2 protein-coding genes are annotated in these 1682 nt (G+C 61.0%); one reads left to right on the forward strand and one right to left on the reverse strand.

Translation table 11 applies throughout. From position 1 onward, the window contains the following. The coding region (locus EOC06_RS36855; RefSeq protein ID WP_128310090.1) for a DUF1176 domain-containing protein at positions 1-975 on the forward strand (975 nt) is incomplete at its 5' end. Positions 976-1004: 29 nt separating this feature from the next. On the opposite strand, the gene EOC06_RS36860 is transcribed toward EOC06_RS36855, so the two are convergent. After that, positions 1005-1682: alpha/beta hydrolase (locus EOC06_RS36860; RefSeq protein WP_368773618.1), on the reverse strand; the 678-nt coding region annotated here is incomplete at its 5' end.

Raw genomic sequence — 1682 nt, forward strand, 5'->3', positions numbered from 1 at the left:
GCCCCCGAAGCACCCTATATCGACGATCGGTCGAGCGCCGACGCGGTTGTCCGTTCGCTGTACAGCGCCATCAGCCGGCACGAATTCGCCCGCGCCTGGGGGTATTTCGGCGATACAAAGCCGGCAAAGGATTTCGACAGTTTCGTCAAGGGTTTTGATGGGACCCACAAGGTCGAGGTCGAGACCGGAGCTGTTTCCGACGAAGGTGCGGCTGGCAGCATTTTCTACAACGTCCCCGTCGCCATTCGCGCGACGGACAAGGCCGGCGGCGAAAAGGTCTTTGCCGGTTGCTATACGCTGCGCCAGGTGAATGCCCAGATCCAGGCGGAGCCGCCCTTCGATCCGATCCATATCGAAAAAGGCGCGCTGAAACCCTCCACCGCCGATTTCGAAGAGGCGCTGCCGCCAAGCTGCGGCGACGGGCCGCCACCGCCAAAGAAAGACACCGCACTGGAGCAGGCCAAGAAGGCCTTTCTGGCAACCTATGGCGACCAGTGCGACAAGCAGTTCCTTGCCAATGAGCCGACCGTTTTTTCGATTAAATACAAGGACAAGGATGCGCAGCCCGGCGAACCCGACAAGGAGACGCGGCTGTTCCATTTTTCCTGTTCGGCCGCGGCCTACAATGAAAGCTCGATCTACTACATGACCGACGACGTGTCGGGCGTGCAGCAGTTGCAGTTCGCCGAGCCCAAGATGGACATCCGCTACGAGAACAATGACAGCAACGGCAAATTGCTGGGCATGAGTATCGTCGGTTTCCAGACGTCCGGCTGGGCGGTCAATTCCGACTATGACGAGGCTGCCCACACGATCACAACATTCAACAAGTGGCGCGGCATCGGCGATGCGTCCGACGCAGGGACGTATCTGTTCCGCAACGGCAATTTTTCGCTGGTCCAGTATGACGTCGATGCGTCCTATGACGGCAAGCAAAATCCGGAGACGGTTGTCGACTATAACACCGCGCCCTGAGCATCACACGAGCTTGCAGGCTGCGTCGATCAGGGCGCCTTCGACAGCATCCAGTTGAGCGTGCCGCGCCAGTCGGTCATGCGGATCGGCGTGCCATGGGTGCCGGTCTCGAAGCGGACGAAGCGGGTCGGATAGGTCTTCGATTTGGTCAGGATCGAGCGAAAGAACGCCTCCTGCTTTGCCACGGGGTAGACGACGTCGTGGCTGCCCTGGCCGAAGAAGACCGGCACGCGGCGCTTGAAGGCCGGGCTGGTGAAAAAGCTCTCATCCCACAGCGAACCGAGCAGCAGCAGGCCATTGATGCGTCCGCCTGTATCCTTGCGCGCGGCCAGCTTCCAGCATAGCGCGCCGCCCATCGAGCCGCAGGCGACGAAGATCTTCGCGCCTGGCGACTGTTCGGCATAATGACCGATCAGCGCCGCCACCTGCGCCGCTCCCTTGTCGCCGAAATCGGGGAAATCAGGACTGAGATAGAGGCCGCCATTGCCGGCCATCAGGTTCTTGAGCCGGTTGAAATTGCCGCCGAAGGTGAAGTCGTCGACACCCTGCTTGCGGCTGCCGCCCTGCCCGTGCAGATAAAGCACGATGATGCCGGCGCCCTCGGTCTTGCCTGCGGCGACATGCCTGACATCGCCGGCATCGGTTTTCAGCAACAGATCCTGCTGCATCTTGCGGACGCCGGTGTCGGTGTATTGGGCGTTCACCCG

Source organism: Mesorhizobium sp. M7A.F.Ca.MR.362.00.0.0 (assembly GCF_004023175.1).
Lineage (GTDB): Bacteria > Pseudomonadota > Alphaproteobacteria > Rhizobiales > Rhizobiaceae > Mesorhizobium.